This window comes from Brevibacillus sp. NPDC003359, from assembly GCF_042878995.1.
Lineage (GTDB): Bacteria > Bacillota > Bacilli > Brevibacillales > Brevibacillaceae > Brevibacillus.
In genome coordinates this window covers 1,947,193-1,968,979 of the sequence record NZ_JBIAOR010000001.1, presented here as the reverse complement: position 1 = coordinate 1,968,979, position 21,787 = coordinate 1,947,193, and the positions used below count along the sequence as shown (strand labels likewise).

Annotated in this window: 30 protein-coding genes and 1 pseudogene; 23 read left to right on the top strand and 8 right to left on the bottom strand. The window is 47.4% G+C overall.

Annotation, left to right across the window (positions count from 1 at the left end; translation table 11 throughout):
- Positions 1-15 precede the first annotated feature (15 nt).
- Both ACFYU8_RS09075 and ACFYU8_RS09070 read left to right on the top strand, forming a co-directional pair.
- Positions 16-951 carry an ABC transporter permease gene (locus ACFYU8_RS09075; RefSeq protein WP_390293835.1) on the top strand — a complete coding sequence of 312 codons (936 nt, stop codon included), beginning with the start codon at positions 16-18 and terminating at the stop codon, positions 949-951.
- Positions 944-1,741, top strand: a complete 798-nt coding sequence (locus ACFYU8_RS09070) for an ABC transporter ATP-binding protein (RefSeq protein ID WP_390293838.1) — start codon at positions 944-946, stop codon at positions 1,739-1,741. The genes ACFYU8_RS09075 and ACFYU8_RS09070 overlap by 8 nt, the downstream gene beginning before the upstream one ends.
- A 10-nt stretch (positions 1,742-1,751) precedes the next feature.
- On the opposite strand, the gene ACFYU8_RS09065 is transcribed toward ACFYU8_RS09070, so the two are convergent.
- Positions 1,752-2,975: an MDR family MFS transporter gene (locus tag ACFYU8_RS09065; RefSeq protein WP_390293840.1), complete on the bottom strand. Its 1,224-nt coding sequence runs from the start codon at positions 2,973-2,975 to the stop codon at positions 1,752-1,754.
- A gap of 132 nt (positions 2,976-3,107) precedes the next feature.
- Here ACFYU8_RS09065 and ACFYU8_RS09060 point away from each other — a divergent pair, with 132 nt between their 5' ends.
- The 7 genes from ACFYU8_RS09060 to ACFYU8_RS09030 all read left to right on the top strand — a co-directional run bounded on the left by ACFYU8_RS09060 (position 3,108) and on the right by ACFYU8_RS09030 (position 9,428).
- Positions 3,108-4,910, top strand: coding sequence for an SgrR family transcriptional regulator (locus ACFYU8_RS09060; protein WP_390293842.1), 1,803 nt, complete (start codon positions 3,108-3,110; stop codon positions 4,908-4,910).
- A 101-nt stretch (positions 4,911-5,011) separates the two neighbouring features.
- On the top strand, positions 5,012-5,443 hold the full coding sequence (locus ACFYU8_RS09055; RefSeq protein WP_048033900.1) for a tellurite resistance TerB family protein: 432 nt from the start codon (positions 5,012-5,014) through the stop codon (positions 5,441-5,443).
- Positions 5,444-5,575: 132 nt separating this feature from the next.
- Positions 5,576-6,373: a 5'/3'-nucleotidase SurE gene (surE, locus tag ACFYU8_RS09050; RefSeq protein WP_390293845.1), complete on the top strand. Its 798-nt coding sequence runs from the start codon at positions 5,576-5,578 to the stop codon at positions 6,371-6,373.
- A gap of 3 nt (positions 6,374-6,376) precedes the next feature.
- The gene (locus ACFYU8_RS09045; protein WP_390293847.1) at positions 6,377-7,417 is read left to right on the top strand and encodes a hypothetical protein; all 1,041 of its coding nucleotides are present in this window, start codon (positions 6,377-6,379) and stop codon (positions 7,415-7,417) included.
- Positions 7,418-7,566: 149 nt separating this feature from the next.
- On the top strand, positions 7,567-8,049 hold the full coding sequence (locus ACFYU8_RS09040) for a hypothetical protein (RefSeq protein WP_390293849.1): 483 nt from the start codon (positions 7,567-7,569) through the stop codon (positions 8,047-8,049).
- Between the two features lie 64 nt (positions 8,050-8,113).
- Positions 8,114-8,710 (top strand): RNA 2',3'-cyclic phosphodiesterase, encoded by a 597-nt coding sequence (thpR, locus tag ACFYU8_RS09035; protein WP_390293851.1) that lies wholly within the window; start codon positions 8,114-8,116, stop codon positions 8,708-8,710.
- 49 nt (positions 8,711-8,759) lie between these two features.
- Complete coding sequence (locus ACFYU8_RS09030; protein WP_390293853.1) at positions 8,760-9,428, top strand: hypothetical protein; 669 nt, start codon at positions 8,760-8,762, stop codon at positions 9,426-9,428.
- Positions 9,429-9,492: 64 nt separating this feature from the next.
- Here the strand turns inward: ACFYU8_RS09030 and ACFYU8_RS09025 are convergent, their stop codons facing one another.
- Both ACFYU8_RS09025 and ACFYU8_RS09020 read right to left on the bottom strand, forming a co-directional pair.
- Positions 9,493-9,972, bottom strand: a complete 480-nt coding sequence (locus ACFYU8_RS09025) for a chemotaxis protein CheW (RefSeq protein WP_390293855.1) — start codon at positions 9,970-9,972, stop codon at positions 9,493-9,495.
- Positions 9,973-10,056: 84 nt separating this feature from the next.
- Positions 10,057-10,269 (bottom strand): AzlD domain-containing protein, encoded by a 213-nt coding sequence (locus ACFYU8_RS09020; protein ID WP_390293857.1) that lies wholly within the window; start codon positions 10,267-10,269, stop codon positions 10,057-10,059.
- An 88-nt stretch (positions 10,270-10,357) separates the two neighbouring features.
- On the opposite strand from ACFYU8_RS09020, the gene ACFYU8_RS09015 reads away from it, so the two are divergent.
- The 5 genes from ACFYU8_RS09015 to ACFYU8_RS08995 all read left to right on the top strand — a co-directional run bounded on the left by ACFYU8_RS09015 (position 10,358) and on the right by ACFYU8_RS08995 (position 13,414).
- Positions 10,358-10,450, top strand: a complete 93-nt coding sequence (locus ACFYU8_RS09015; RefSeq protein WP_390297153.1) for a hypothetical protein — start codon at positions 10,358-10,360, stop codon at positions 10,448-10,450.
- 177 nt (positions 10,451-10,627) lie between these two features.
- The gene (locus ACFYU8_RS09010; RefSeq protein WP_390293859.1) at positions 10,628-10,918 is read left to right on the top strand and encodes a protease inhibitor I42 family protein; all 291 of its coding nucleotides are present in this window, start codon (positions 10,628-10,630) and stop codon (positions 10,916-10,918) included.
- Positions 10,919-11,033: 115 nt separating this feature from the next.
- A complete protein-coding gene (locus ACFYU8_RS09005; RefSeq protein ID WP_390297156.1) occupies positions 11,034-12,068 on the top strand; it encodes a MerR family transcriptional regulator in 1,035 nt (344 codons plus the stop codon).
- Positions 12,065-12,859, top strand: a complete 795-nt coding sequence (locus ACFYU8_RS09000; protein WP_390293861.1) for a class I SAM-dependent methyltransferase — start codon at positions 12,065-12,067, stop codon at positions 12,857-12,859. Before ACFYU8_RS09005 ends, ACFYU8_RS09000 begins: the two co-directional genes overlap by 4 nt.
- Positions 12,860-12,874: 15 nt before the next feature.
- Positions 12,875-13,414, top strand: a complete 540-nt coding sequence (locus tag ACFYU8_RS08995; protein ID WP_390293863.1) for a GNAT family N-acetyltransferase — start codon at positions 12,875-12,877, stop codon at positions 13,412-13,414.
- A 64-nt stretch (positions 13,415-13,478) separates the two neighbouring features.
- Here the strand turns inward: ACFYU8_RS08995 and ACFYU8_RS08990 are convergent, their stop codons facing one another.
- Positions 13,479-13,619, bottom strand: a complete 141-nt coding sequence (locus tag ACFYU8_RS08990) for a small, acid-soluble spore protein, H family (protein ID WP_390293865.1) — start codon at positions 13,617-13,619, stop codon at positions 13,479-13,481.
- Positions 13,620-13,676: 57 nt separating this feature from the next.
- Here ACFYU8_RS08990 and ACFYU8_RS08985 point away from each other — a divergent pair, with 57 nt between their 5' ends.
- The 5 genes and pseudogenes from ACFYU8_RS08985 to ACFYU8_RS08965 form a co-directional block, all read left to right on the top strand.
- Positions 13,677-14,258 carry a hypothetical protein gene (locus ACFYU8_RS08985; RefSeq protein ID WP_390293867.1) on the top strand — a complete coding sequence of 194 codons (582 nt, stop codon included), beginning with the start codon at positions 13,677-13,679 and terminating at the stop codon, positions 14,256-14,258.
- The gene (locus ACFYU8_RS08980) at positions 14,255-14,443 is read left to right on the top strand and encodes a hypothetical protein (RefSeq protein WP_391365720.1); all 189 of its coding nucleotides are present in this window, start codon (positions 14,255-14,257) and stop codon (positions 14,441-14,443) included. The genes ACFYU8_RS08985 and ACFYU8_RS08980 overlap by 4 nt, the downstream gene beginning before the upstream one ends.
- Positions 14,444-14,476: 33 nt before the next feature.
- Positions 14,477-15,589: an aminotransferase gene (locus ACFYU8_RS08975; protein ID WP_390293869.1), complete on the top strand. Its 1,113-nt coding sequence runs from the start codon at positions 14,477-14,479 to the stop codon at positions 15,587-15,589.
- 98 nt (positions 15,590-15,687) lie between these two features.
- Positions 15,688-15,813, top strand: a complete 126-nt coding sequence (locus tag ACFYU8_RS08970; RefSeq protein WP_390293871.1) for a hypothetical protein — start codon at positions 15,688-15,690, stop codon at positions 15,811-15,813.
- A 173-nt stretch (positions 15,814-15,986) separates the two neighbouring features.
- Positions 15,987-16,199: pseudogene (locus tag ACFYU8_RS08965) on the top strand (YfcC family protein); the annotation flags it as partial.
- On the opposite strand, the gene ACFYU8_RS08960 reads toward ACFYU8_RS08965, so the two are convergent.
- Both ACFYU8_RS08960 and ACFYU8_RS08955 read right to left on the bottom strand, forming a co-directional pair.
- The gene (locus ACFYU8_RS08960; protein WP_391365718.1) at positions 16,127-16,345 is read right to left on the bottom strand and encodes an AzlC family ABC transporter permease; all 219 of its coding nucleotides are present in this window, start codon (positions 16,343-16,345) and stop codon (positions 16,127-16,129) included. The pseudogene ACFYU8_RS08965 and the gene ACFYU8_RS08960 sit on opposite strands and share 73 nt — an antisense overlap.
- Positions 16,346-16,514: 169 nt before the next feature.
- Entirely contained in the window at positions 16,515-17,036 is a 522-nt protein-coding gene (locus ACFYU8_RS08955; RefSeq protein WP_390293873.1) for an ADP-heptose synthase, read from the bottom strand.
- Between the two features lie 84 nt (positions 17,037-17,120).
- On the opposite strand from ACFYU8_RS08955, the gene ACFYU8_RS08950 reads away from it, so the two are divergent.
- Entirely contained in the window at positions 17,121-17,801 is a 681-nt protein-coding gene (locus ACFYU8_RS08950; RefSeq protein ID WP_390293875.1) for a TerC family protein, read from the top strand.
- A gap of 41 nt (positions 17,802-17,842) precedes the next feature.
- Here the strand turns inward: ACFYU8_RS08950 and ACFYU8_RS08945 are convergent, their stop codons facing one another.
- Together ACFYU8_RS08945 and ACFYU8_RS08940 are read right to left on the bottom strand one after the other, a co-directional pair.
- Complete coding sequence (locus tag ACFYU8_RS08945; RefSeq protein WP_390293877.1) at positions 17,843-18,931, bottom strand: HD-GYP domain-containing protein; 1,089 nt, start codon at positions 18,929-18,931, stop codon at positions 17,843-17,845.
- A 154-nt stretch (positions 18,932-19,085) separates the two neighbouring features.
- The gene (locus tag ACFYU8_RS08940; RefSeq protein WP_390293879.1) at positions 19,086-19,703 is read right to left on the bottom strand and encodes a MerR family transcriptional regulator; all 618 of its coding nucleotides are present in this window, start codon (positions 19,701-19,703) and stop codon (positions 19,086-19,088) included.
- A 233-nt stretch (positions 19,704-19,936) separates the two neighbouring features.
- Between ACFYU8_RS08940 and ACFYU8_RS08935 the strand changes: the two genes are divergently transcribed.
- The 3 genes from ACFYU8_RS08935 to fabI all read left to right on the top strand — a co-directional run bounded on the left by ACFYU8_RS08935 (position 19,937) and on the right by fabI (position 21,738).
- Positions 19,937-20,662: a ZIP family metal transporter gene (locus ACFYU8_RS08935; protein ID WP_390293881.1), complete on the top strand. Its 726-nt coding sequence runs from the start codon at positions 19,937-19,939 to the stop codon at positions 20,660-20,662.
- A gap of 39 nt (positions 20,663-20,701) precedes the next feature.
- Positions 20,702-20,869 carry a hypothetical protein gene (locus ACFYU8_RS08930; RefSeq protein ID WP_390293883.1) on the top strand — a complete coding sequence of 56 codons (168 nt, stop codon included), beginning with the start codon at positions 20,702-20,704 and terminating at the stop codon, positions 20,867-20,869.
- Between the two features lie 95 nt (positions 20,870-20,964).
- Positions 20,965-21,738 (top strand): enoyl-ACP reductase FabI, encoded by a 774-nt coding sequence (gene fabI, locus ACFYU8_RS08925; RefSeq protein ID WP_390293885.1) that lies wholly within the window; start codon positions 20,965-20,967, stop codon positions 21,736-21,738.
- The last annotated feature ends 49 nt before the right edge of the window (positions 21,739-21,787 follow it).

Here is a 21,787-nt window from a genome sequence, read left to right as displayed (position 1 = left end):
TGGAGGATTTCTTCTATGAATCAACTGGCAATAATGGGAGCCATTGAGCAAGGTTTACTTTTTGGTATCTTGGCTCTCGGTGTATATTTGACCTTCCGCGTCCTAAACGTTCCTGACTTGACCGTAGATGGTAGTTTTGCCTTGGGAGGCGCTATCGCAGCCAAGTTCATTATCGATGGAACCAATCCGTTCTTGGCTACTCTGCTGGCGTTCATTGTAGGTGGGTTGGCTGGAGCTTTTACGGGCGTCTTGCATACCAAAGGAAAGATTAACGCACTTTTGGCGGGGATCTTGACGATGATCGCCTTGTACTCGATCAATTTACGTGTCATGGGAAAAGCGAATCTGCCCCTTTTGCGAGAGGATACCTTGTTCACATATGTGAAGGATATGGGCATCCCGAACCTGGCCGTAGGTGGAGTTACCTTGCTGTCTGGAGTAGCTATCGTCTTTATCATAGGTGTTATGGTGTTGAAGCTCATCATTGACTGGTTCCTGCATACGGATATGGGTCTGGATTTGCGCGCGACAGGTGACAACTCGAAGATGATCCGCAGCTTTGGTGTAAACACAGATTCGACAACAATCATCGGTTTGGCTCTCTCCAATGGTTTGGTAGCTTTAGCTGGTGCGTGGGTAGCCCAATACCAAGGTTTTGCGGATGTAGGAATGGGGATCGGGATGATCGTCATCGGTCTCGCTTCCGTTATTGTCGGGGAAGTTCTGTTTGGCAGTTCTTCGATTTTCCGAGTGACGCTCGCTGTCATTCTCGGCTCGATTGTTTACCGTTTGGTCATTGCACAGGCACTGGATGCAGGACTCAATCCTTCTGACATGAAGCTGATCACTGCCCTGATTGTTATTTTTGCACTGACTGTCCCAACTGTGGCAAAAGGCATCTGGAAAAAGCAAGCGGTACGCTCGGCAAGGGGAGGAAGCAGCGATGCTTAAAATTACCAACGTCAACAAAGTATTCAACGCAGGAACCGTGAATGAGAAAATCGCGCTTCGAAACGTCAATCTGCACGTGAAGAAAGGGGAGTTCATCACCGTTATTGGTAGTAATGGTGCCGGTAAATCGACGATGATGAATATGATCTCCGGTGGACTGACGCCAGATGAGGGCAGCATTACGATTGACGGCAAAGATGTCACGCGCTTGGCGGAGCACCAACGCGCAGGTCTGATCGGTCGAGTGTTTCAGGACCCAATGGCAGGTACAGCGCCAAACATGACAATTGAGGAAAATCTGGCAATCGCTTTGGGGCGGGGAAAACGCCGTACACTTGGATTTGGGGTGAGTCACCACAAGCGAGAGCTGTTCCGCGAGCAGCTCAAGCAGCTTGATCAAGGACTGGAAAATCGTCTGAAGACCAAGGTAGGCTTCCTCTCCGGTGGACAGCGTCAAGCGCTGAGCCTTTTGATGGCTACCTTCACAGAGCCGAAGATTTTGCTCCTTGATGAGCATACAGCAGCGCTTGACCCGAAACGTGCGCAGCTAATCGTAGAATTAACGGAAAAAATCGTGGAGCGCTATAAACTCACGACGATCATGGTCACGCATAATATGGAACAAGCGTTGAACATGGGCAATCGTCTGTTAATGCTCCACGATGGGGGAATCATCCTCGACATTCCGGATGAGAAAAAACGGACGATGAAGCCGCAGGATCTGCTTCGTGCCTTCGAAACAGCCCGCGGTGGAGAAAGCTTCAGTGAGGATCGCTTCTTGTTAACCTAATCGGAACGAATCAGCCTTCCTGTTCAAGCGGGGAGGCTTTTTCGTTGTTGGAAAGATACACGTACATGAATCCGGCACCGATCAAGAGGATGCCTGCGACAATGGTGAAAAGCATCGTGCCGCCATAATGCAACAAGACGAGGCTGCCCAAGTACGGTCCGCAAGTGCGGGAGATATCCCAGTGTGTTCCCGTGATCGCGAAGTACCTCCCGCGCATCGTGACAGGTGATATCCGCGTGACGAAGGCCATCAACTGAGTCAGACCAATACTCTCTCCGATGACGAGAAACACTTGCAGGGCGAGAAGGACAGGTACATTGTCGATGTAGGCGTAGCCCAATGCGACGATGAGAAAACAAATGTAGGAGCCGCTAATTAAAAGGCGAGCGGGCAAGTGCTGTGTCCATTTTACGAGCAAATATTCGAATAGCAGCAGCATGATGCCTTTTACCGCAATGAGCAAGGCGAGCGTTTGCAAATAGTCCGGCAGCGTGTATTTTAGATGAAGCTGGAGATTCGTTTCGGTTTGCGCGTAAAACAGACTGATCGGCAAAGACAGCATCATAATGGCAAGGGCTGGTCGATAAGTATGCCAGGAGCTGCGTGAACGAATGTCTGCTGCTTCTTCGACGGGAGCTTCTGGCAGAGGTGTTTGCGGGATTTTCCACCAGACGGCAACTGCATAGATCAATAACGAGACCGCAGTAAACAAAAAAGCCATAGCAGGATCGTACTTGTAAATAATGACTCCGACTAAAGGGCCTAATGCGGCCCCGATGCTGCTAGAAGTATTGAGAAGCGCAAAAGCACCGGCCATTTGTGCGGAGGAAATCGTATCAGCGAGATGGGCGCGGCTGGCAGGGATAAACAAGGAACGACCAGCACCGTTGATGATGTACAGGATCGCAAAGCCCCACATCGAGTCGGCCCAAGCCATCCCGAGCATAGCGAACCCTTGCAGGAACAGGGCAATTAGCATGATCGTTTTTCGGCGATAGCGATCGATGATGCCTCCAGCAAATAACGTGAGCAAAATCTCTGAAAAGGGCTGCAAGCCAATGACGAGCATGGTCATGGTGACAGATCCTCCGATGTTCTCGCTCAAGTACAAGACGAGAAATGGGGCGATCATGGCACTGGATAAAGAGGTAAGCGTTTCGCCGAACAGACGGACCCAGATGAGTGCCGGATACGCAGCAAAGAATCGACTGAGAGCATTAGGAGTGTGTGACATAAGAAAGTCCTTTCTCCGGCTTTTCCGGTTAGTTGGTGTTTTTAGAATTGTAAGGTGGCAAAGACCAGAGAAAAAGCGTACGATTAGGCGAATAACTTTTTCATGTTTTGTGAGGGAATTGGTGGTGGCAAGATGCAACTCGTTGAACAATACATGCGTTTGTGTGCGGGCCGACCGAATGAAGCCATTGCGCATCCGCTTGACATATCGTTGGCTGAGGTGGCGGCGATTTTATTTTGTACATCGCGGAATGCGACCTTGACCTTGAAAAAAATGCAAAGCCAAGGATGGGTGGTCTGGCAACCGGGGAGAGGACGAGGAAATCGATCTGTATTGACATGCTTGCTCGCGCCCTCAGACCTGATCATGAGCGTAGCAAAGGAACTCGTGCAAAAAGGGGAAATCCGTGCTGCACGAGATATGATCGATGAATATGGGGCACATTTGCCTGTATTAAATGAAAAATTTTCACGATGGATGAATAGTCAGTTTGGACATCGTGTGATGCGGGAAAAGGGAAGTAAGGGCAGAGTAGATACCTTGCGTTTGTTTTACAATCGGCCATTCGCAGGGCTTGATCCGATTCATATTCTCCTGCGTTCCGAGTCACACATGGTCAAGCAGCTATTTGATTCTCTGGTCCAGTTTGATCCAGTCACGAAAAGGATTGAACCCGCTATCGCTTTTTATTGGGAGGCTAGTGAAGAAGGGAAGCAGTGGACTTTTTACTTGCGGAAAGGTGTCTTATTCCATCATGGTCGTCCACTTGTTGCCGATGATGTGCGCTTTTCCTTGCTTCGTTTGATGGAGCATTCCTATAAGCATCGCTGGTTAGCCGCTTCAATTGTATCGATTACCGTCAAAGATGACTACGTGTTGACGATCTCCTTGTATATGCCGGATGAATTGTTTTTACAGGCACTGAGCAAGGAATATATGGCGATTGTCCCTCATGATTACGTTCTGCAGATGGGAGAGCAATTTGCGCAAATGCCAGTAGGAACGGGTCCATTTCGAGTAGTCCGCAATGACGATTCCATGCTCGTGCTAGAAGCGTTCACGCCATATTTTGGGGGAAGGCCGTTCTTGGACCGAATCGAAATCTGGTGCGTACCTGGAATGGAAGCAGAAGTACAGGCAGATGAGACCTTGTTATCTGTTACGTCTATGGATAATCATCGGGATACGAGTGTTCCGGCATGGAGTGACGTTGGCAGATTGGAAGATTGTTTTCAATACGTCAGCATGAATGGAGCAAAAAATGGCCCGCTGTCACATAGCGAATTTCGGAGACTCATTGTGGCTATCATTTGTGGACAAGCCTTGAGACAAGAGCTACAGGGAACGAGAGAGCATGCAGTCATCTGGGGGGGAACTGATTCGTTCCAAGAAAAAAGAGAGGTGCCGGATTCACAGGAGTTGGTTCGTATCTTCAAAGAGAGCGGGTATCAGGGAGAAGCACTGTCGCTCTATACGTACCCAGACTCTGATCATATAGAAGATGCCCAGTGGATTCAGAAAACGTGCCAGGAATACGGAATTGCCATAGAGATCAGGTATGCATCCCCAGAGGAGCTTGCCTTGCCCTCGTTATTACAAGAGGCAGATTTGGTGGTGGATAGTGCGAATGTAGATGAAAGGGCGGAGCTATCGTTACGAGAATTTCTATACGCTGGTGCGTTGAGTATTTCTCATCATTTAGATCCGCATGGAAAGGAAGAGATTGAGTATTTGATGAAGGACATGTCGTGCGTCCAAACAGCACAAGACCGACACGCTTACGTGGACAGCATCATGGATACGCTTACGGCTTGCAGTACGTTTGTCCCGCTGTATTCGAATCGTGTAGAAATGCTTGCACATCCGCGGTTATCTGGCGTGAGTCTGGATGCTTATGGCTGGATTGATTTCAGGCGCATTTTTGTTAGGGAATAGCATAAATTTGTCACATAATCATGTGAAACCGCTTTCGTTTTTTATCGTATTATCATATGTAGATATTTGATTGTGTTTAGAAAGCTCTTTGAGGAGGAACTATGCCGGTGTATACCAAAATCGAGAAGGACAAACACATTTTGTTTGCGTCCATTCGTTTGATGATCTGCGTCGGGCACGCCGACGGTTATATAGGAAATAAAGAAATGGATCGGATTCATGAAATCGTGAATTCGGAACATTTTACTTTGAAAGAACGACAAATTTTAATGGATGATATGGACTATCCGAAGCGTCCGGAGGTCATCGTGGAAGATCTGGTAGCCATGACCCAGGCTGAAAAGCTCGTTATGATGCGCAAGCTCTACCACATGGCATTGATCGATCGGAAGCTGTCACCGTCGGAGACAAAAGAGATTGCCCGCATCGCTTGCCTGATTGGAATCTCGGAGGAAAAGCAGCGTCAAGTAGAAGAGTGGATTCGCGAAGGGATTGTTTGGCGCGAACGTTGGAAAGATATTGTAGGAGAATAGCCGGGGCCCCAATATGATTGGGGTCCTTTCGTTTTAGGTGGAAGCTTGGCGCAGCCTCGATTTCTACAGTACAATAAGAAAAAGGACGTCTCAGCGAGTGGCAGCGCTATTGATGAAGGAGGAGACCCTATTTTGCGGATCTTGGTTACGAATGATGATGGCATCGAAGCTCTTGGAATCAAGCGATTGGTAGAAGCCTTGCTCACTTTGGAGGAAGCTGAGGTCTATATAGTAGCCCCGGTTGAAGAGAAAAGCGGGGTCGGACACGGAATCACTTATCGCAGTGCACTCGCGCCTGAACAGCGTGATTTTTACGGAATGCCTGTGAAAGCGTGGGCGGTCAATGGCAACCCTGCAGACTGTGTAAAAGCTGCGTACCATCTATTGTTTGAACATGGGAAAAAGCCGGATATCGTATTCTCAGGGATTAACGTTGGGACGAATCTCGGACGTGACATTTATTACTCCGGTACATGCAGCGGTGCCAGAGAGGCGGTAATCTTGGGTGTCCCCGGCGTTGCACTTTCCTATGATAACTGGTTCGATCAAGACAACTACGGCGATGTAGTGGAGATGATTCGGCCGATTGTAAAAGAATTCAACGATCGTGCGGTTAAAGGAGAGCTGGCGTCAGAGGTATTCTGGAATATTAATATCCCGCATGTACCGCTGGCTGAGGTGAAAGGAATGGTTCCGGCCACCTTGTCTATGAATCACTATGAAGACAAATATAGCGAAGAAGCGGAAGGGTATTATTTGGCACGCGAGTATCCTCAAGTAATGCCACTGGCGGAGCCGCTGGACTATGATTTGCTCAAGCATGGCTATATCGCGATTACCCCTGTCCACATTGACGCAACAGATCGGATTCTCTTAAAACAAATGGACAATTGGGCATTACTAAAAGCTTGGGGAAATCAGGAGGAATAATGTATGAATGAGGAATTGTACCCTCCGTTAACCCCCGATGACACCTTGCGTTCTCCAGAAGAGTCAACGCAGGGAGAGGTGCTTGATCCTGTGGTTTATCACGATCTGTACAAGCTGGCAGAAGAAGAGGGGCTTCCTTACTTTGTTCGTCTTAGCGGCACTGGTGAGGTGGAGCTGTATTTGGTGTTCGAATCGGTGGATGCTTTTAGTGAGCAGACGAAAGACGCCGTTTCGCTGGAATTCAAAACGTATCAAAATAAGCTGCTCGCCGTCATTTGGACACTGTCGGACCCGCTGAATCCGCTTGGTTTTCCTTTGACGTTCGACATAGGCCAGGCGGATGAGCGGAGCATGGCCTTGAGATTGATCGAGCAGCCTTATTCCTCTATTCACTACTTGGCTTACGCAGATAGTGAGCTTACCCACATCTATTCCGAGTCGCTCTCTTTTTCCCCAGCGGAAGTGGCTCGTACGCGTGAGATGATTCAGGCACTCTATGAGGGAACACCCGATACACTTCCCGAAGAGGTGCAGGTGCGTGAGGAAGAGACCGAAAGCATCTCAGCGATGAGTTTGCCCGCATCTGTTTTTACAGAATCGGGGATGGCCTTCGTATTGCGTTACAAGCACATGAGAGATGTCCATGGTGAAGAAGGAGCGCAGCATTTATTGATGAGTACTGTGCAGCAAGCGGTATGGGTCATGCGCAGGCACGCCCGTAGCGAGGTCCGGGATACGTCCTTTACCGTATGGGCTGCGGAAGCTGACGATTACGTCATGATCATACTGACGCCAAGTCTCTCGTATTTGTTCGAGGTCGTTCATATGTCACAGGATGAAGCGAATCCGTTTTCGCGTTTTATGATGACCTTGCCGGAGTACGTGCAGACGCAGGACGCTTCTCCCTTGCAGTTAGGAGCCTATCCATTATTGCGTTATGAGAGCGGTCGCCTCTATCATTTGGAGCTGGATGAAGATGTACAGAAGCATCTCGCGCAGGCGTTTGCGAAAGCGTTTCCAGGAATGCCTGTCCCTTACCTGTAATTGTTGAGAGATTGTGAAAAAAGACTCTCCTCGGAATCTTTTGGACTTCGATGAAATAAGGGTAAATAAGTCATTTTTCAACAAAGGATACGACAAGTGGGAATCCGAATTAGGTAAGACAGACAATCCATTGGGGAGAGGTGACGACGATGTACGCTGTTGAACCCAATTTGTTCCAGGTAGTTTCTGAATGCGCCCACCGTTTTCAGGGGGAGATTGAGCAACTGGCAAAACGTCATGCACTTACGATCGAAGGAGGGCTTCCTGCCTTGGAGTTGCAGGTGCATCCGCAGTTTCAGGCTTTGCTCGAGTACAATCTGTGGGGAGAAGCCGGTTTAGTTGTTATCCATGGGAAATTACATAAGCGCAATCAAGTTTGGACAGATTCATTTTCTGTCATGATGAAGTTTTCCTTGACGCATGATCCGAGTATCGATATGGAAGGAAAGAAGCAGCGCATTGAAGAGTTTCTATACGGGGAAGCAGAGTACTTCTGGAATATTCCTCCCGCTGGTCATGTTGGTCATAGTGAGCTGACCTTGCGCTTTACCTACCAGCCTGGATCGAACCGTCTTGCGGAATATGTCAGAAGTGTTTTGGGAATCGTAACCGGAAAGATGATGGCTGCCTAACGCGGCATGAAAGGGAAATGGCTCTCCGTCACAGGAGGGCTATTTTTTTCGAAGGAGGACAGAAATGCGCTTATTCATAGCACTGGAAATTCCAACCGAGGCTGCCGCTTATATTGCCGATGTTCAAAAACGGTTGAAGCAAGATGTGACAGCGGACAGGTGGCAGTCTCTCGCTAATTTGCATTTGACGCTGCATTTTCTCGGAGAGGTCCAAGAATCACTTGTTCCCGCCATTTGCGAGGACATGGATATTGTCAGTGCGATCATCCAGCCATTTAGCTTGCGGATTGGCAGCTTCGGGGTTTTTCCGAATGCCCTGCATCCACGTGTCCTCTGGCTGGGACTGCGCGGCCAACTTTCTGTGCTGAAGCAGCTGCATTTATTGTTGGGCAGACGGTTCGAATTGCATGACGGCTTGTCCTACGATCGGAAACGGTATCAGCCGCATATTACGCTGGCACGCGGTCCGCATCACAGTGGGGATGAGCTGGCACTCTTGGATTGGAATGAACGTTATTTAGCGCAGGAGCCGCCACAATGGAAGGTACGGCATTTCCATTTGTATCGTTCCGAACTGTTGCCAGAGGGCGCGGTACATACGATTATCCACACGAGCACGTTTGATAAAGATCACAGCAAAAAACAAGCGTTGCCTGAATAGACTAAGAAGAAAGGATCAGGGAAGCCTTCCAGAAAGCGGTGGAAAACGGATGGGTGAGTTCACGACCGGCATTCTTTATCCACGCAAATACGAACCGAAAGTACTGATTGCCTTATCCAAGACAGAGCAGCCATACTTCCACAGAAACGTCAACAGCGACTGGAATGCATTTTTCCTGCAGGATGAGTGGCTGGAAACCTCTACGACGCTTGATTTTTTGTTGAGACTGTCCAAGCAATTCGTACCCCTTCTCTGGTTTCATGACGCGGAGGACAACGGGTGGGGCTTTCGCTTGTTCGATGCAGGCTTCGAGGTTGCGTCAGCGACAATCAGCTACTCGCTCGATGTGGAAATGGCGGAAGCCCAGTTTGGCAGGCTTTATCCGGAGATTGACCTGCAGGAAGGCATTGTAGACAGCGAGGACGTTCGGCAAAAGTATGAAGACATACTGGAGAGGGTAGTGCATTCGGAGTTGTATCGGCGCGAGGTAGCTAAAGGGATCACACGTATCAAGCCGCAGTCATTTAGTCGGATCATGGGTCCGAAGCAGATTCAGCAGTTACGTTCCCTCTTTGACTTGCAGTTGTTGACGAATGTCGATGACGACACAGGAGCTTCACTGTTGTACGACTCGGTTGACCTGTTCAAGGAAATTTTGGGAATCGAAGAGATGGTATGGGTGAACTATGCGTATTTAGCAAGCGGAGGCAGAGAATAGGGAGTAACGAATAAAGAGAACAAAAGCCCAGTGCATCATCGCGCACTGGGCTTTACACTGGCACTTACTTCTTTTTCCACTGTCCAAAAATTTCATCCACATCAAGCAGCATGATCAGCTTTTCGTTCAAACGGGCAATGCCGTGCAAATACTTGCCTTCTACTCCAGCGATAATGGGTGGTGCAGGCTCGATCAAGCTCTGCGGAATATTCATGACTTCAGAGACCGCATCCACGATGATCCCGATGTTCAACCCATCCATCTGCAAATCGACAAAGCGAGTGTCATCCGTTTCTTCCAAAGGTTCCAAATCAAACATTTTCCGCAAATTGATTATCGGTAAGATCCGCCCACGCAGATCAATGACTCCTTCGACATAAGGTGGAGATTTTGGAAAACGTGTAATGGGCAGTGGCTTGATGATCTCACGTACGAGCGAAATCGACAGTCCGTAATATTCGTTCCCCATTTTAAATAAAATCTGTTGGTCAACAGCTGATTCTGTCTCCCATTCCGAACCGTTGCTTCTTTTCGTCAATTCCATGTGCACTATTCCTCCCCGAACCGCTTTCCATGTCTTTACCCATATTGTACCATGGACAAACCTACTCAGGACGTTTTTTTGTCATTAATGCCAGCGATCAAGAGGATCGGTTGACACAAGCCCTTGATGTTGGACGAACAGGGCAGGGAAAATAAGTGCGGCGAAAATGCCAACAGGAATAAAGATCAGCCCGTTTTTTAATCGGGGCGACAGCCAATGACCAGGCAAGCGCAAAAAGGCACGCCGCGAAATATACGTAGCAATGGTCATCATGACAATTAACCAGAATAAGTTCATGCTGTTTCAGCTCCCTGCGTGGATGTTGGTTCGACACTCGGTTCATCCGGGAAATACCGCGTACCGCTTTATCGACCAATAGCGTGTGATGCAAGAGGAGATCAAGGAAGTCGAGTTACCGCATCCACGAGAGGAATTTGAGACGCGTGCATCGCTGTTTTACCTCCTTCGGGAGATTTAGAATTATTTGTTCATCAAGCATGAGTTAGGCAAAAGCAATGACATGAAGAAAGACTCCGTGAAGTCAAAAGCAAGGCAAGGCTCGTAGTTCGATATGAAGCGTTTGATGCCCAAGCGCTTTTTGTCTACTTCTGTTTTGAACTTTGCTATTGAATCTCCCGTTACGGGAGGATTTATAATGCGACCAAGAGACATAAGTACAGATGAACAGGTTACAGAACAACAAGGGATTATCATGATGACCGAAACAGACAAAACAGGGGTGGTGTTACACGAGAATGTTAGTACGACAGTAACAGCAGGAGAGCGCGTAGTGGTATCACTTGAGGAAAATCCTTCAACTGGTTATTTGTGGAGCTATCTGGCATCTGACGATAGAATGAAGCTGATAGATGTGACAGTCGTGAAAACGAATGAAGAGGCAATTGGCGCCCCAACGCTAAAAACGTGGGTATTCCGACCAAGCTAAGCAGGGATGTACAAGCTACATTTACCCTTTCACGATCAGGAGAGAAGAGTCAAATGAAAAAGGAAGATACGATAGCAGTGAAATGAAGCGAGCAAGGAGGTATTGATGGTTGAATGTGAAGAATGCGAAAGACAACCAGAAAAAGTTTAATCCTGATTTCACAGGACGAGGCGACATGTACTCGATCGGAGAAGTAGCGAAGCTCACTGGTTCAACCATTAAAACGGTCCGTTATTACGATGAAATTGAACTTCTCAAACCCGCATGGTTTACGGAAGGGGGACATCGTCTTTATTCGACAGAGGAAATAAGACGTTTGGAACTCATTCATACCCTTCGTTATCTGGATTTTGGAATAGAAGACATTCGCAAGTTATTATCCGGAGAAACACAGGTTGCAAAGGCCCTGGATTTGCAAATCGAAGCCTTGGAAACACAAGTAAAGTCTCTTACCAATATGCTTTCAATATTGCGATGCGCGAAAGAAGAAGGCTTCGAAGAGGACTCGTTGTGCCAGATTCATCATCTGGTAGATTCACTTTCTGCAAATGCAGCAAAACAAAAAGAATATGTCTATGAAAAAATAGAAGAAAGGAAGATTTTTGATGAAGTCCCATTGGAATGGAGAGACGCCTTCTTACATTTCTTTCACGAATGCATATTAAAAGATGGAAAAATATCCGCCAGAAGAACTGTGATTTGGAACGAAATAAAGGAGCTACTAAACGATCCAAAGTTTATATCGGACATGCGTTATCGGGTACTCCCCATGGTAAATATGCTGCAGAAACATACAGTGGATGTAACCATATGGATACAAAAGTATCAAGCCGTCTGTATGAGACTGGTTGCTGCTTCTCGGGAACAACTTGCTGCGGATAGTCCACTCGTACAGGGGATCGTTCAAGATTATGCATCTCTCATCTTGCATAAAGAGCGATCCCAAGGCACACGTGAAGGTTTTCAACAGTTTGCGGACTATTTGTTTCAGACTGTAACTGTAAGTACGGAGCGTTTTGAAACGTTATGTTCTCTCTTGAGTCCAGAGTGGAAGGCTCTAATAGAAGCCAATGCCTTATTATTCCGTGGTGTTCAGTGGAGGCTTGAGCATTGGGAGGGAATAATACAGAAAGGAAGTGGAGAGGCGTGACTTATATTGATTCGAATAAAGAAGCATGGGAAGAAGCGTTTGAAAAGCGTTCAAAAGAATGGGGAAATAATATGTGTAAGCGACTTCAAACAGAACAGTACCCGTATCTTGAAAAGGAATTAATTGATGAATGTAAGGAATTCGATTTTGCAAATAAGACCGTTTCTCAATTTTGCTGCAATGATGGGAGGGAATTGTTATCCATTATGAAATTTGGTGCAAAATTAGGGATAGGCTTTGATATCGCTGAAAATATGGTAGCTTATGCGAATGAACATGCTAGAAAAATGGGATATAACTGTGTATTTGAAGCTACAAATATTCTTGGAATCAATGAAGAGTACCAGAATCGTTTTGATTATCTATTTATTACAATAGGTGCTCTGAATTGGTTCGAGAAACTACCCTTATTTTTTGAAAAAGTTTCGGAGTGTTTAAAAGTAGGGGGAACAGTAGTGATTCATGAAATGCATCCTGTTGCCAATATGTTAGGAGCACAGGGAGAAGAAAACTTCGATCAAAATGAACGTAACAAGCTTTTAAATTCGTATTTCAAAAAAGAACCTTGGATTGAAAATAACGGGATGCACTATATAAGTGGTGAGGCCTACTCATCGAAAGTATTTACAAATTACTCACATACTATGGAAGATATTATCAATTCCATGATTCAAAATGGTATCTGCATAAGAAAATTAAAAGAATATGAAAAGGATATCTCTGAATTATTCAATGATCTAAGTGATAAGGGAATACCGTTATCTTATATTTTGATCGGACAGAAAATGTAAAAGGGTGGTGAAAGAATGGAAGCCGTTTTTGAAAATCAATTCATTCGATTACGTCAAGCCAGTTTGGAAGATGCCGATGAATTATTTACCGTATCAACCGATGAAGACGTGATGAGATACTATGGAGTCGAGCCTTATCAACATAGAAAAGAGGCAGAGGATGAAATCAAATGGTTCCTCAGTCTCGCGGAAGAAGGTCAAGGCGTACGATGGGTCATAGCTGATCGGACAAGCAATCGATATGTGGGGGATATTGGGCTATTTCACTTTCATCCTCGTCATAATCGAGTGGAGATTGGTTTTAAACTCAAAAAAGATTACTGGAATAAGGGAATCATAACCGCCTGCATAAACAAAACCTTGGCGTATGGTTTTCAAGAGCTAGGCTATAATCGAATCGAAGCTTTAGTAGATACGCGGAATGTCGGTTGCCAAAAAACGCTGCGAAAAAACGGATTTCTTTTAGAAGGCGTACTGCGAGACTATGAACGTGAACGTGGAGAGTATGTTGATTTGGACATGTACTCGATACTAAAACGGGATTTTGTCAAATGAATACGCCGATAGGCACCTGTAGAAATTGCTGCAGGTCCCTTCGTCATTTGACTTGGTCAGCAAATTAATACGTACCGTGTTCCCGCAGGCTGGCTACTGGCACACTTAGCTCACGTTCCGGAGTATCGAGTGGATAAATTCTGGCCAGGTCATTCTCTTCATCGACATGCTGACTATAGCATCTCGTAGCCCTTGACAGAATCATGGTCTTGCCCAGCCGTAAGTTCAAAGCGAAGTGGATGGCTTAAAGAGTGTAATCGAAGTGGTGGAGCAAGCCTATCAAATGAAATCAAGCCAGCAGGCGACGTTGTTTCCGCTCATTTTTCACGAGTTCGTAGAAGGTAGAGCCGATATAGATATCAAATTCGGTCACTTGCCGCATGCCGATATATTAGGACGGAAGCTCGTCTTGTGGTTCGGTGACAATGACAAGAAAGGTCTGCCACAATTAGTCGGTACGGTGATGGTGCTGGACAGCCAAACCGGCGTACCACAGGGAATTTTGAGTGGAGAGCACATTACTTGCATGCGTACGGGAGCAGCAGGTGGTATCGGGGTTAAGTATTTGGCACGCCCCGAATCGGAGAACCTGTTGATCGTCGGGACGGGGCACCAGGCTCCTTTTCAAATCATGGCGACCCTGATGACGATGAAAGAGATCAAGCGGGTGTACATCTGCAATCTGCGGTCCTTCGAAAAGGCACAAAGCTTTGCCGCCGCCCAAATCAAAGAGAAGCTGTTAACCAGATTTATCTCCAAGTATGCGGGAGAAGAGTACGAGCGGTATGCCGGCCGTTGTGAAGTGGAGTTTATCGCGGTGGACAACTTGGAAGAAAAGGTCTGATCACTGCCAGCGATATTGAAGCCGAGATTGGCAATGTCATTCCGGGACTGGCAGAAGGGCGACAAAGCGCAGAAGAGATTACGATTTTTGAGAGCGCGGGTATCGCGATTCAGGATTTGCTGACGGCCAACCACATTTTAAAAGTAGCTAATCAGCGCGGCGTAGATACCATTATCGATCTGTAAGAAAGAAAGCTAGAACAAAGGGGAGGAACGACCATGAGAATTGCACCCTTTAAAGTAGAAGAATGGATGAACGCCTACGAGATGGAGGCCGTTTACAATATTGCCGAAACATGCGTCGATTCGCTGACGGTAGAAGAGGTGATCCGCCTCTCTGATGAACCGGACGATTTTTTCCGCGAGATGGCGCAGAAGAAGCTAACGTACGGTCATATCGAAGGCTCACCGGAATTCCGTAGCCTCGTCGCGAGTATGTATCAGACGATGAAGCCGGACAACATTTTGGCGATGAATGGGGCGATCGGAGCGAATTTTCTCACCTTGTTCTCGCTCGTCGCACCTGGAGACGAAGTGATTACCGTTCATCCGACGTATCAGCAAATTTATTCAGTACCGGAGTCGTTCGGAGCGCAGGTCAAGCTGCTCAGACTTTTGCCGGAAAATGATTTTCTGCCTGATCTGGATGAGCTGCGCTCGCTCGTTACAGACAAGACCAAGCTGATCTGTATCAACAATCCATCTGGTGCTTTGATGGGTGAAGGGATTCTGCGAGAAATCGTAGAAATCGCACGTTCCGTCGATGCCTACCTACTGTGTGACGAGGTGTATCGCCATTTGCACCAAGACCCGGAGGTTGTGGTGCCATCCATCGTCGACTTGTACGAAAAAGGGATTTCGACTAGCAGCATGACCAAAGTGTTTTCGTTGGCGGGCTTGCGTTTGGGATGGATCGCAGCGCCTCTGGACGTCATCAAAAGCTGCCTCCAACACCGCGATTACACCACCATCAGTTGCGGGATGCTGGATGACATGCTGGCTGTCCATGCACTGAAAAACCGCGACAAGATTATGGAGCGTAACCTGAAGATCGTGCGCGACAATCTGCAGATTCTCGATGAGTGGGTGGAGAAGGAGCCGTTGGTGTCTTACATCAAGCCGCAGGCAGGAACCACCGCGATGCTCAAGTACGAGCTGGATATTCCTTCAGAAACGTTTTGTATCGACCTGTTTAAAACAACGGGGGCGTTTTTGACACCAGGCAGCTGCTTCGACATGGAAGGCAGGGTACGAATCGGGTATGCCTGCTCGACAGAAGTGCTTCAAACGGGTCTGGCAAAAGTATCGGAGTTTTTGGAGTCACGCAAATAACGGATGAAGCAGGGAAGGGAGGATCTCTTCAATGACACGCAGGGAGACTCCCCGGGCTTCTGGCATTTCTGATCACGATACCGAACTGGGGGGATATCATGAGTCAGCCTAATGTAGATTTGCAGCCGAAAAAACAGAAGAAGCTGTGGGAAGTCAATGTGTTTGCGTTACTTTTTGCCGTGATTGCGATCGCAGTCATTCTGACGTACATTTTGCCGGCATGAGAATACGGACGGGTCGAGGTAAAGGGTAGAAGCGTCATTGATCTGGAGTCGTTTCTATGGATTGAATCATCTCCAGTCAAGCCGCTCGGGTCTTGTAAACAGCCTGCATACCGGTTTGGTGGAAGCCTCAGGTATTATTTTTTTGTTTAATTGGTGGAATATTCAGTGTTTTAATGACGGTTGGCGCAATCGAAGTGCTCATTGTCACACTATCGCGTCTACTTAGGAATCAAGAGAAGTGGCTGATTCCCATCATGATGCTGTTTTTTGCGGCAGGAGGCTCGCTCATGGGCATGGCCGAAGAGACTTTGCCTTACATCGCGATCATGATTCCGCTGGAGATTGCTCTTGGTTTTGATGCTATGACTGGCGCTGCCATTGTGCTGGTAGGAGCGTCAGGTGGTGAGATGATCGCCCACATGCCCGTATTTTCCGCGATCATCGCAATCGCGCTGTACTGGGCGGCTCCGGTGTACACAAAAAGCGACATGGCGACGCTATCCCATGTAGTAAGTCCTGCCGCCAAGGCCATCATGCCGAAAATAACACCCGATAAAATGTAGCTAGCCATGAGGGGCAGGGCATCCCAGACGACTTGTTTCAGTGATCGTAAAATAAAAGAGCCAAATTCCTTCTGTAAAAAGCCAGCACCCAAAAAGAACAAACCGACAAGCGTCAGGCTCGTCGGTCTGTTTTCTTGATTATGGTTCACGAAGGTCGTTCAACGAGATTCCTTGCTCGAGCGCGAAATCAAAATCATCCACATCGTAAAATTGAACAGGCACGATATATTCCAATATCCGATCCTGATAATCAGGCTGGTCTGTGAGAAGCGGCGCCTCAAATTTCATGGCCGTCAACAATAGCTGTGTCTCTACGGGATCAAATATTTCCCCCCACATGGCGTTGTCCTCCACTTTTACGACCGTCAGGGTCACACCGTTTGGAAAAGAAAAGGGAACCTTGGACCATGGGGCTATCAGTCCTTTTTCCATTCGCTTGCGGTTGAATGGATCGGAAAAAAATTGGCTCATTTCTTTCATAATCCGACGGACATACTGATCATCAGCAGAGTAGGGCATGATAGGTTCAGGACTCTGGATAAATTCGTCCAATTCATAGATTGTCGACGCGGGTATCAGATATTCTACTGGTTGCGATGGGACCATCAACTCCCCGTAGATAGCCAACATAATCGCTTCTATAACGAACTGTTTCGACATTTCGACAACCCTCCTCGTTACCATCATACAAAAAATCGGGGGCACCGTACAAGGGTGCGAGTAGGGCTCAAAAAGTTCAGGAGGGTGTATCCTTTGTTTGAATCTGCCTTTTTTTCTTCGCTACTACTCATTATCACCATTAACCTCGTATTAAGTGGAGATAATGCCGTGGTCATTGCCATCGCTTGTCGGAAGCTTCCTTTCGAACAACGAAAACGTGCCATTTTGTGGGGGACCTTTCTTGCTATCATCGTACGCGTGATTGCTACGATTCTTGCCGTTTATTTGCTGAAAATCCCGTTTCTGTACATGATCGGCGGGATTATTCTGCTATGGATCAGCTACAACCTGCTACGCGAGGACGAGCGAGAGGAAGCGTTCAACTCGAGTGAAGACTTGGTTCAAGCGGTCAAGACGATTGTCGTGGCAGATGTGATGATGGGACTGGACAACGTACTCGCCATTGCGGGGGCAGCGAAAGGGGATGTCGTCCTCATCGTGCTGGGCCTTTTGATCAGTGTGCCTCTCATGATTTTTGGCAGCCAGCTCATTCTAAGAGCAATGGAACGCTTTGAATGGCTTGTTTATGTTGGTTCTGGTGTCTTGGCTGTGACAGCGGCGAATATGATTCTGATGGAAGATGCGATGCATGAGTGGATCGTAGGCAGGATGTGGGTCGAATTAGCGATAAAAATTGGGTTAGTCGCTCTCGTATTAGTAGCCGGATATTTGCAACGTACGAAAACAACTCATACCCACGCATGAAAAAACTGAGATGAATAAGGTATCTCAGCTTTGTCTTAGGCTTATAAGGTTTTGACGATCGTCACGCTCATCCATTCTTTATCGTAGAGATCGATTTCATATGTGGTGGCTACTTCAGATCCATCTTCATTGGTAAGAATACGGATCGTTGGCCGATTTACTGCCAATGGATTCACTTTGGAAACGACCCCAGTATGCCCTGTACTCAGCAATACAGTTGAAGCGATGGGATAAATGGCGACGTGTTGCAGGAATAGCTTGAGTAGGTCGAGGTCGAAATAGGTGTTTCCCGTGGCAAACAAGTACTCGGTAGCATCACTCGGCGAGTAGCTTTTCCGAAATGGACGCGGGGAAACTAATGCATCGTAAACATCGGCGATTGCGACGATACGTGCATACTCGTGAATGTTTTTCTCACAGAGCTGACGGGGATACCCTGTTCCGTTGTATCTCTCGTGGTGCTGCAGCGCACAGTGTGCGGAGACGACCGAGATATTATGTTGATTCCGCAAAATATTGAAGCCTTCTTCGGTATGGTATTGGACACGTTGTCGTTCTTCTGTGCTTAACTCGATAGGCATGGTCCATAGCTCCTTAGGAACCTGCGTCATGCCGATGTCGAACAAAAGCGCACCAATGCCCAACTCCATCATCTGCAGCTGGTTGTAGCCTTTGGCCATCCCTACCACACCAGACAGAATGGCGACGTTGACAGCGTGGTGAAAAAGGTAACCATCTAACACGTGAAGACTGGACAGGTTGACCAAGATGTCTTTTCGACTACTCAAATCTTGAAAGATTTCCCGAAAAACCTTTTGAAAACTGCTCCCGAAATCAGGGACGGACGTACGGCGTTTGATCTGCGGCTGATCCATGAGGGTGGTCATCGTTTTGTATACGGCATCCACGGCTTCTTTACGTGTCTCATCGCGGATTACATCTTCCGGCATGATATCTTCTGTGTGCTTGTCTTGAATGTAAAGGGTATCAATTCCCAATTGAACAAGCCGTTCGATGTAACGGGGGGTTAGTTGTACCCCGATCCCCAATAGAACGTTTCCATTTTCCTGAAACACGCTCTTGGCGATGACATCGCCCGGCTTTACCGAAGTAATATGCAATTTTCTCACAACGAAAGCCCCAGTCCTTTTTAAATGGAATGTAAATAGTCCTGATTTTCAGTCAGTTCATGTAGTACCATTTTATCACAGTAGAACATGGGGAGACTACCGCTGTTGAAGTACTTCTCTTAATTGTCATTTTTTTCCGTATAAAAAATCACGATTATTGCTCGGCTGCCCGATCTGAACGTGTAAACCAACGGAAAGGGTTGAGTGACCAGCGAGGCTCGTAGCGGGCATAGCGCTCTTTGCGACGTGTCAAGCGCTGCTGCATAAGATCCAGTTCAAAAGTAACACGACGCATTTCCAAGCGAAGGGACTCTTGCATCTCTTCAATATCCGCAATCTTTTGTAGGATGGTCGATTGCATATGGTTCATAGAGGAGAGCTGTGTTAGCTCCTGTTGAAATTGGACGAGTGTCTCGTGAACCGTCAATTCCACTTCGCGCATGCCTGCTCCCAGCTTGTTCGTGGTGCTGATCGTAACGGCGGTTTCTTCCGCTCCTGTGAGTTCTTCTTCCATGAGCATTTCCTCGGACAGGCGTCCTTCATCTATCAGTTGGCGCTGAATATCTTTTAACGAGCTGCTGCCGTTGTCTTTTCTTTCTTTCACTTCTTTGAGTAGTTCAAAGCCTGCTTCGCTGATCAAATAGTGACCCTGCGGATTTTTCAGACGTTCCTGTGCAGGTACGAACAAGTCCAGCCAGTTACGCAGTGTACGAACATGCACATCAAGGCGATCAGCTACCTCTTTTGAAGCCATCCAAACTTGTACATCCATCCAGAATCACTCCTTTTTTTCCTCTCGGTATTCCCGGTGGACTCATTATAGCACCAAAAATTTCCGGGTAAGAGAGAATCGACAAAGGTTCTAAAAACTAGTGATCTTTCGTCCGATTCGGACAGATCGTCGTATTTTGTCAAATATGGTTGTCTGCTCATAATGACCGGGACAGGCGCGTACATATGGAAGAAGTAACCATGTCTTTGCTCGTTGGGTGAGGAGAGGACCGGATGATGCAATCTGTTTTCTGGATTGTCCTTTTGACTGCTGCCTTGGCGAGCAGTATAGGGGGACTGCTGTTATGTCTGCGTGCCTGGTCATCCGAGGCGTTGTTTGCGATGATCAGTGCAGGGGCTGGGCTGCTGCTGGCGATTACGCTGCTAGATTTGATGCCACATGTCTTTTCTGACAAAAGCTTGTGGTTGATGCCATTTGTGCTCGTTGGCTTTGTGACGATTTTTGCTCTGGAATTAATCAGCAAGTCTAGCGGAGAGTTTGGCTCCACGGGAATCATTGGGGTCATGACGGGTTTTTTATTGCATGCATTTGTTGAAGGGGTTTCATTAGTTGCTAGCCTGCGGATGGATTCAGAAGTAGGGGTATCGGTCCTGGTGGCTATGCTGCTGCACAAAATTCCGGATGGTGTGACCATTGCCTCTCTTCTGCTCGCAGCAACCAATTCAAGAAAGAAAGCATTTTGGGGGGCGACATCCCTCGGAATCGCGACGATTGCAGGAGCCTTTAGCTTTGGTTTTGCCGAGAAAATATTTCCAGCGAATTGGTCTGGCATTATGTTGGCCATGACGACCGGTATTTTTTTGTATGTATCCGCCAGTCATCTCGTCCCTTATATCGGACAAACCAAAAAGGCACAGTACGGGGTTTATTTTGTGGGTGCTATGGCCGTGTATCTTATTTTGTCTGCGTTTTTGCACGCGAACCACTTGCATGCATAAAATGTCCCCTTCCTACCCAGTCTAGACTGGAGGAAGGGAGTGTGGACTGACAGTATGAACAATCAAGAGCAAATGCATACAGACGATCTCTTGCAGTCACTGACTGAATTCCCGGTCATGGGGACTTCGTTGAATCCAATGCAGGAATCGTGGGCTTCCTCTGAAGTTCTATCTGCGCTGACCGATCAGGCCGGAAGTACTGATTAAATGTTTTTATACAACCCCTCTCGTTTATCCCCTCGTATCCATGGACAAGATCGGTTATAATGCAGGGGAATAAGTTGGGAAGGGGCAGATACATAATGAATACATTGTTGCAAGGAAAGAACATCGTCATCATGGGCGTAGCAAACCACCGCAGCATTGCCTGGGGAATTGCGCAATCCTTACATAATGCTGGAGCGAATCTGATTTTTACGTACCAAGGGGAGCGTCTGCGTGAAAACGTGGCGGCACTCACAGAAAAAATGGGAGTAGAGTCGCTGTTGGTGAATTGCGATGTTACGAAGGATGAGGATGTAGAAGCGGCTTTTGCTGTGATCAAAGAAAAAGTGGGCGTTATTCACGGACTGGCGCATTGCATCGCGTTTGCGAAAACCGAAGAACTCGAAGGCGAGTATGTCAACACATCCCGCGAAGGATACGCGTTGGCACAAGACATTAGCGCATTCTCCCTGGTTGCAGTTGCTCGTGCTGCTCGTCCGTTGATGACCGAGGGCGGAAGCATCGTAACCTTGACTTACCTTGGCGGTGAGCGCGTCATTCAAAACTACAACGTAATGGGTGTAGCCAAAGCTGCGCTTGATGCATCTGTCCGTTACTTGGCAAACGACTTGGGCAAAGAGAACATTCGTATCAATGCGATCTCCGCTGGTCCAATTCGTACGCTTGCTGCAAAAGGAATCCGCAATTTCAACTCCGTGCTGAAGGAAATTGAGGAAAAAGCGCCATTGCGCCGCACGATTGACCAATCAGAAGTAGGCGATACCGCTCTCTTCTTGTTCAGCAATCTCTCCCGAGGAATCACGGGTGAAATTCTGCACGTCGATGCTGGCTACAGCATTGTGGGCGGCTAACCAGAAGCCAATTTACCGAAAAAGAATAACAGGCCCCGTTTTCTCGCAT

Coding starts and splice junctions, on each gene's coding strand:
- ACFYU8_RS09065 (WP_390293840.1), bottom strand. CDS start 2,975: ATGTCACACACTCCTAATGCTCTCAGTCGATTCTTTGCTGCGTATCCG.
- ACFYU8_RS08975 (WP_390293869.1), top strand. CDS start 14,477: ATGAGAATTGCACCCTTTAAAGTAGAAGAATGGATGAACGCCTACGAG.
- ACFYU8_RS08935 (WP_390293881.1), top strand. CDS start 19,937: ATGATGCAATCTGTTTTCTGGATTGTCCTTTTGACTGCTGCCTTGGCG.
- ACFYU8_RS08970 (WP_390293871.1), top strand. CDS start 15,688: ATGAGTCAGCCTAATGTAGATTTGCAGCCGAAAAAACAGAAGAAGCTG.
- ACFYU8_RS09060 (WP_390293842.1), top strand. CDS start 3,108: ATGCAACTCGTTGAACAATACATGCGTTTGTGTGCGGGCCGACCGAAT.
- ACFYU8_RS08995 (WP_390293863.1), top strand. CDS start 12,875: ATGGAAGCCGTTTTTGAAAATCAATTCATTCGATTACGTCAAGCCAGT.
- ACFYU8_RS08960 (WP_391365718.1), bottom strand. CDS start 16,345: ATGGCCTTGGCGGCAGGACTTACTACATGGGATAGCGTCGCCATGTCG.
- ACFYU8_RS09020 (WP_390293857.1), bottom strand. CDS start 10,269: ATGAACTTATTCTGGTTAATTGTCATGATGACCATTGCTACGTATATT.
- fabI (WP_390293885.1), top strand. CDS start 20,965: ATGAATACATTGTTGCAAGGAAAGAACATCGTCATCATGGGCGTAGCA.
- thpR (WP_390293851.1), top strand. CDS start 8,114: ATGCGCTTATTCATAGCACTGGAAATTCCAACCGAGGCTGCCGCTTAT.
- ACFYU8_RS09075 (WP_390293835.1), top strand. CDS start 16: ATGAATCAACTGGCAATAATGGGAGCCATTGAGCAAGGTTTACTTTTT.
- ACFYU8_RS09040 (WP_390293849.1), top strand. CDS start 7,567: ATGTACGCTGTTGAACCCAATTTGTTCCAGGTAGTTTCTGAATGCGCC.
- ACFYU8_RS09015 (WP_390297153.1), top strand. CDS start 10,358: ATGCAAGAGGAGATCAAGGAAGTCGAGTTACCGCATCCACGAGAGGAA.
- ACFYU8_RS08940 (WP_390293879.1), bottom strand. CDS start 19,703: ATGGATGTACAAGTTTGGATGGCTTCAAAAGAGGTAGCTGATCGCCTT.
- ACFYU8_RS09055 (WP_048033900.1), top strand. CDS start 5,012: ATGCCGGTGTATACCAAAATCGAGAAGGACAAACACATTTTGTTTGCG.
- ACFYU8_RS09030 (WP_390293853.1), top strand. CDS start 8,760: ATGGGTGAGTTCACGACCGGCATTCTTTATCCACGCAAATACGAACCG.
- ACFYU8_RS08955 (WP_390293873.1), bottom strand. CDS start 17,036: ATGTCGAAACAGTTCGTTATAGAAGCGATTATGTTGGCTATCTACGGG.
- ACFYU8_RS09045 (WP_390293847.1), top strand. CDS start 6,377: ATGAATGAGGAATTGTACCCTCCGTTAACCCCCGATGACACCTTGCGT.
- ACFYU8_RS09025 (WP_390293855.1), bottom strand. CDS start 9,972: ATGGAATTGACGAAAAGAAGCAACGGTTCGGAATGGGAGACAGAATCA.
- ACFYU8_RS09070 (WP_390293838.1), top strand. CDS start 944: ATGCTTAAAATTACCAACGTCAACAAAGTATTCAACGCAGGAACCGTG.
- ACFYU8_RS08990 (WP_390293865.1), bottom strand. CDS start 13,619: ATGATTCTGTCAAGGGCTACGAGATGCTATAGTCAGCATGTCGATGAA.
- ACFYU8_RS09010 (WP_390293859.1), top strand. CDS start 10,628: ATGCGACCAAGAGACATAAGTACAGATGAACAGGTTACAGAACAACAA.